General features: G+C 74.4%; 5 protein-coding genes. 2 read left to right on the top strand and 3 right to left on the bottom strand.

Features of this window, described 5'->3' with window-relative positions; genetic code table 11:
* Positions 1-233: hypothetical protein (locus GB864_RS17810; protein ID WP_202107360.1), on the bottom strand; the 233-nt coding region annotated here is incomplete at its 3' end.
* 174 nt (positions 234-407) lie between these two features.
* On the opposite strand from GB864_RS17810, the gene lipB reads away from it, so the two are divergent.
* Complete coding sequence (lipB, locus tag GB864_RS17805) at positions 408-1,085, top strand: lipoyl(octanoyl) transferase LipB (protein WP_160427030.1); 678 nt, start codon at positions 408-410, stop codon at positions 1,083-1,085.
* A gap of 68 nt (positions 1,086-1,153) precedes the next feature.
* Positions 1,154-2,146, top strand: coding sequence for a lipoyl synthase (gene lipA / locus GB864_RS17800; protein ID WP_160427031.1), 993 nt, complete (start codon positions 1,154-1,156; stop codon positions 2,144-2,146).
* Positions 2,147-2,188: 42 nt separating this feature from the next.
* Here the strand turns inward: lipA and menC are convergent, their stop codons facing one another.
* Positions 2,189-3,304, bottom strand: coding sequence for an o-succinylbenzoate synthase (menC, locus tag GB864_RS17795; protein WP_160427029.1), 1,116 nt, complete (start codon positions 3,302-3,304; stop codon positions 2,189-2,191).
* Positions 3,305-3,431: 127 nt separating this feature from the next.
* A complete protein-coding gene (locus GB864_RS17790) occupies positions 3,432-4,220 on the bottom strand; it encodes a GNAT family N-acetyltransferase (protein WP_160427028.1) in 789 nt (262 codons plus the stop codon).
* Positions 4,221-4,330: the final 110 nt, after the last annotated feature.

Raw genomic sequence — 4,330 nt, 5'->3', positions numbered from 1 at the left:
GCGGCCGGGTCCGACTGGGCGGCCGAGCCGGTCGGGGCGGATGCCCCGGGCGGCGCTCCCTCCGCTCCGGCGGCCGCATGGGCGGCGGCCTGGGCCGCCTTCGCCTTCGCGAGCGCCTCGGCCGCGTCCGCCTCGGCGCGTGCCGCTTCGGCGCGCTTCATCGCCGCATCCGCCTCGGCCGCGAGCCGCTCCGCTTCCGCGGCCGCAGCGGCCGCCCCCGTGCCGTCCGTCATCGGACTCCCCCGTTCCCCCGAACCCTTCCGATCCTAGGCCCGGCGCGTGCGGCCCCGGCAGCGCTCCCGGCGGCACGCACGGGCCGCTAGGCTGAGCGACGCGCATCGGTTTTCGTACTCAGTACCGAAACCCGCCGATCCGCCCGTCCACGTCCCCGGACCCGAAGGAGCATCGTGCTCGAGATCGCCGCCGTCGGCCTCGCCCCCGACAACGTCCCCTACCTCGACGGCTGGGCGCTGCAGCGCCGCGTGCACGCCGACGTGGTCGCCGGGACCCGACCCGACACCCTGCTGCTGCTCGAGCACGACCCCGTCTACACGGCGGGCCGCCGCACCGAGCCGCACGAGCGTCCGGCCGACGGCAGCCCGGTCGTCGACGTCGACCGCGGCGGGAAGCTCACGTGGCACGGCCCCGGCCAGCTCGTCGGCTACCCGATCGTGCGCCTGCCGGAACCGCTCGACGTCGTCGGGCACGTGCGCCGGCTCGAACGGCTGCTCATCGCGGTGCTCGCCGAGCACGGCGTCGCCGGGGTGCAGGTCGACGGGCGCAGCGGGGTCTGGGTCGAGCAGCCCGGCTGGGACGGCACCGTCGGAGTCGACAAGGTCGCCGCGATCGGCGTGCGCGTCGAGCATGGGGTGACGATGCACGGGTTCTCGGTGAACTGCGACAACCCGCTCGAGCCCTATGCGGGCATCATCCCGTGCGGCATCACGGATGCCGGGGTCACGACGGCCTCCCTCGCCGCGGGGCGGCGCATCCGGCCGGCGGAGGTCGCCGAGTCCGTCGGCCGGCTGTTCGCGGCCGAGTACGCGCGCGCCGACGCCGGCACGGCCGCTGGAGCGCTCGCGTGAGCGCGCGACGCCTCCCGGCCACGGGCCGCCCGCCCGAGTCATCCGCCCCGCACGAGGCATCCGCCCCGATCACCGGGGCGCCCGACGGACGCAAGCTGCTGCGCCTCGAGGTGCGCAACGCCTCGACGCCGATCGAACGCAAGCCGGAGTGGATCAAGACGCGCGCGAGCATGGGGCCCGAGTACCGGGACCTGCGCGCCCTCGTCGCCGACGAGCAGCTGCACACGGTCTGCCAGGAGGCCGGCTGCCCGAACATCTTCGAGTGCTGGGAGGACCGCGAGGCGACCTTCCTCATCGGCGGCGCGCAGTGCACGCGCCGCTGCGACTTCTGCCAGATCGACACCGGCCGGCCCGCCGAGTACGACCGCGACGAGCCGCGCCGAGTGGCCGACTCCGTCACCCGGATGCGGCTGCGCTACGCGACCGTGACGGGCGTCGCCCGCGACGACCTGCCCGACGAGGGCGCGTGGCTGCACGCCGAGACGGTCCGGGCGATCCACCGGGCAAGCCCCGGCACCGGTGTCGAGATCCTCGCGACGGACTTCTCGGGCGATCCCGCGCTGCTCGGCGAGGTCTTCGAGTCGCGGCCCGAGGTGTTCGCCCACAACATCGAGACGGTCCCGCGCCTCTTCAAGCGCATCCGGCCCGCATTCCGGTACGAGCGCTCGCTCGGCGTGCTGACCCTCGCCCGGCGCGCGGGGCTCATCACGAAGTCGAACCTGATCCTCGGCATGGGCGAGGAGCCCGAGGAGGTCGTGCAGACGATGCGCGACCTGCACGAGGCCGGCACGGACATCCTCACGATCACGCAGTACCTGCGCCCGACGCCGCGGCACCTGCCGGTCGCGCGGTGGCTGACGCCCGCCGAGTTCGTCGAGTTCAAGACCGAGGCCGAACAGATCGGCTTCCTCGGGGTGCTCGCCGGGCCGCTCGTGCGCTCGTCGTACCGGGCCGGGCGGCTCTGGGCGCAGACGATGCGGGCGCACGGACGGCCGATCCCGGCCGACCTGACGCACCTCGCCGAGTCGGCCGAGCAGGCGGGATTCGCGCAGGCGGTGTGAGCCGGGCCCGAGGCACCCGCGCACCGGGCGCCGCGCCTGCGATCAGCGCAGCGTGATCGGCGCCGTGACGGCCCAGTCCCGCACGAGCTCCTCGCGGACGGTCACGCCCGTGCCGGGCCCGGTCGGCACGCGCAGCTGTCCGCGATGCTCGCCGGTGCCGAGCACGAACGGCTCCGTGAGGTCCTCGGCGTAGTAGCGGTCGGAGGCGCTCGTATCGCCCGGCAGGATGAAGCCCGGCAGCGCGGCGAGCGCGACGTTCGCAGCGCGACCGAGGCCGGTCTCGAGCATCCCGCCGCACCAGACCGGGATCTCGGCGTCGACGCAGACGTCGTGGATGCGGATCGCCTCGAGGTAGCCGCCGACGCGGCCCGGCTTGATGTTGACGACCGAGGTCGCGCGGCGGGCGATGACGTCGGCGGCCACGGTCGCATCGAGGATCGACTCGTCGAGGCAGACCGGCGTGCTCGCCGCGGCGGCGAGTGCGACGTGGCTCGCGATGTCCTCCTCGGCGAACGGCTGCTCGATGAGCAGCAGGTCGAACTCGTCGAGTGCCGCGAGCGCGGAGAGGTCGTCGTGCACGTAGGCCGTGTTGGCGTCGACCTGGAGGCCCATCGAGGGTCCGATGAGCTCGCGCACCGCGGCGACCGGGATGCGGTCCCAGCCCGGCTTGATCTTCAGCTTGATGCGCCGGTAGCCCTGCTCGACGTAGCCGGCGACCTCGTCGAGGAGCTCTTCGAGGGTCGGCGCGATGCCGACCGAGACGCCGCAGTCGACCCACTCGCGCACCGCGCCGAACGCCTCCCCCATCGAGCGTCCGGCCGCGCGCAGTTCGGCGTCGAGGAGCGCGGCCTCGAGGGCCGCCTTGGCCATGCGGTGACCGGCGACGCGGCCCATCGCGGCCGCCGCGTCGGCGGCGGCGAGTTCGCGGCCGAGGAGCGCCGGGCCGAGGTAGTCGGCGATGACGCGGGCGGCGCCGCCGACGTACTCGGAGCTGTAGAGCGGGTCGCGCCCGGCGACGCACTCGCCCCAGCCGTCGCCGACGTCGGTGCGCACGCGCACGAGCAGCGCCTCGCGGTCGTGCTCCCGGGCGAAGGAGGTCTCGAACGGGGTGACGAGCGGGATGCCCACTCGGTGCAGTTCGATGGCGTCGACGCGCATGGCGGCTCCTTCGTCGTCGGGCTGGGTCGGTGCGAGCCTATCGACGGCCGGTCACGTTCTCCGCGAGTGGGTAGGTGATGCGGGTGCGGACCGTCCGCAACCCGCCGCACCTACCCACTCGCGGAGATCAGGCGGGGCGGTCGGCCGGGTCGCGGGTGAGGAGCCAGTTGCGGTCGGCGTCGAGTTCGAGGCGGAGGGACGCATCCGACTCGAGGGCGGCGAAGTACCGGCGGCTCGCGGCGCGGAGGTCGAGGGCAGCCGGCAGATCGCGGGTGCGGAGCGCCTCGTAGTCGTCGTCGAGGACGAACGCGGGTGCCGCAGGCGTCCACTCGGGCCGCGGGAGCCGGTCGAGCGCGCGGCGCGTGCGCGGAGCATCCAACCGCCACCGCACTTCGAAGCGATCGCTCGCATCGCCGGCGGAGATCGCGTCGTCGAGCCGCCCGTAGAAGTCGGGGAGGAACGCGCTGACCTCGGCGCCGAGCCGGACGAGGTTGAAGGCGGCGTTGCGGCGGATGAGCGGGTCGAACGTCCAGCGGATCTCGTCGATGCCGTGCGCCAGGCAGAGCTCGCGCTGGCGGAGCTTCAGGGCGGCGCCGACGCCGTGGGCGCGCGCTTCGGGATCGACGGCCGCCATGTGCGAGTGCACGTGGAGTCCGTCGTGCCAGCCGAGGAAGCCGTACGCGCCGCCGATGACCCCCTCGCCGCGGCGGGCGACGAGGATCGTGGATCCCGCGTGCTGCGAGGCCCGCAACTGCGAGCGGTCGGGGCCGGTCGCCCGCCCCCAGGTCGTGACGATGAGCTCGACGAGGGCGTCGAGGTCGTCGGGCGTCGCCTCGGCGGTGACGACGCCGGCTCGCTCATCGGCGAGCTCGGCATCGCGACGGGCCTCGTCGAGGGCCTCGGGGCGGATGGGCATCGGCTCCTCCGGGATGCGTCGTGGGGCGGGCACGCGCGCCCCACGACGTTACCTCCCGATTAGCCGGCGTACGTCTCCAAGTTCGCGATCCGCCGAGTGCCCGAGGCGCC

The organism is Agromyces seonyuensis, assembly GCF_009789225.1.
GTDB classification, from domain to species: Bacteria; Actinomycetota; Actinomycetes; order Actinomycetales; family Microbacteriaceae; genus Agromyces; species Agromyces seonyuensis.
The sequence above is the reverse complement of the archived record's forward strand: the minus strand, read 5'-3'. Positions and strand labels throughout refer to the sequence as shown.

What these genes read in the sequence shown, in the direction of transcription:
- menC (WP_160427029.1), bottom strand. Translation starts at nt 3,304, where the DNA reads ATGCGCGTCGACGCCATCGAACTGCACCGAGTGGGCATCCCGCTCGTC.
- GB864_RS17790 (WP_160427028.1), bottom strand. Translation starts at nt 4,220, where the DNA reads ATGCCCATCCGCCCCGAGGCCCTCGACGAGGCCCGTCGCGATGCCGAG.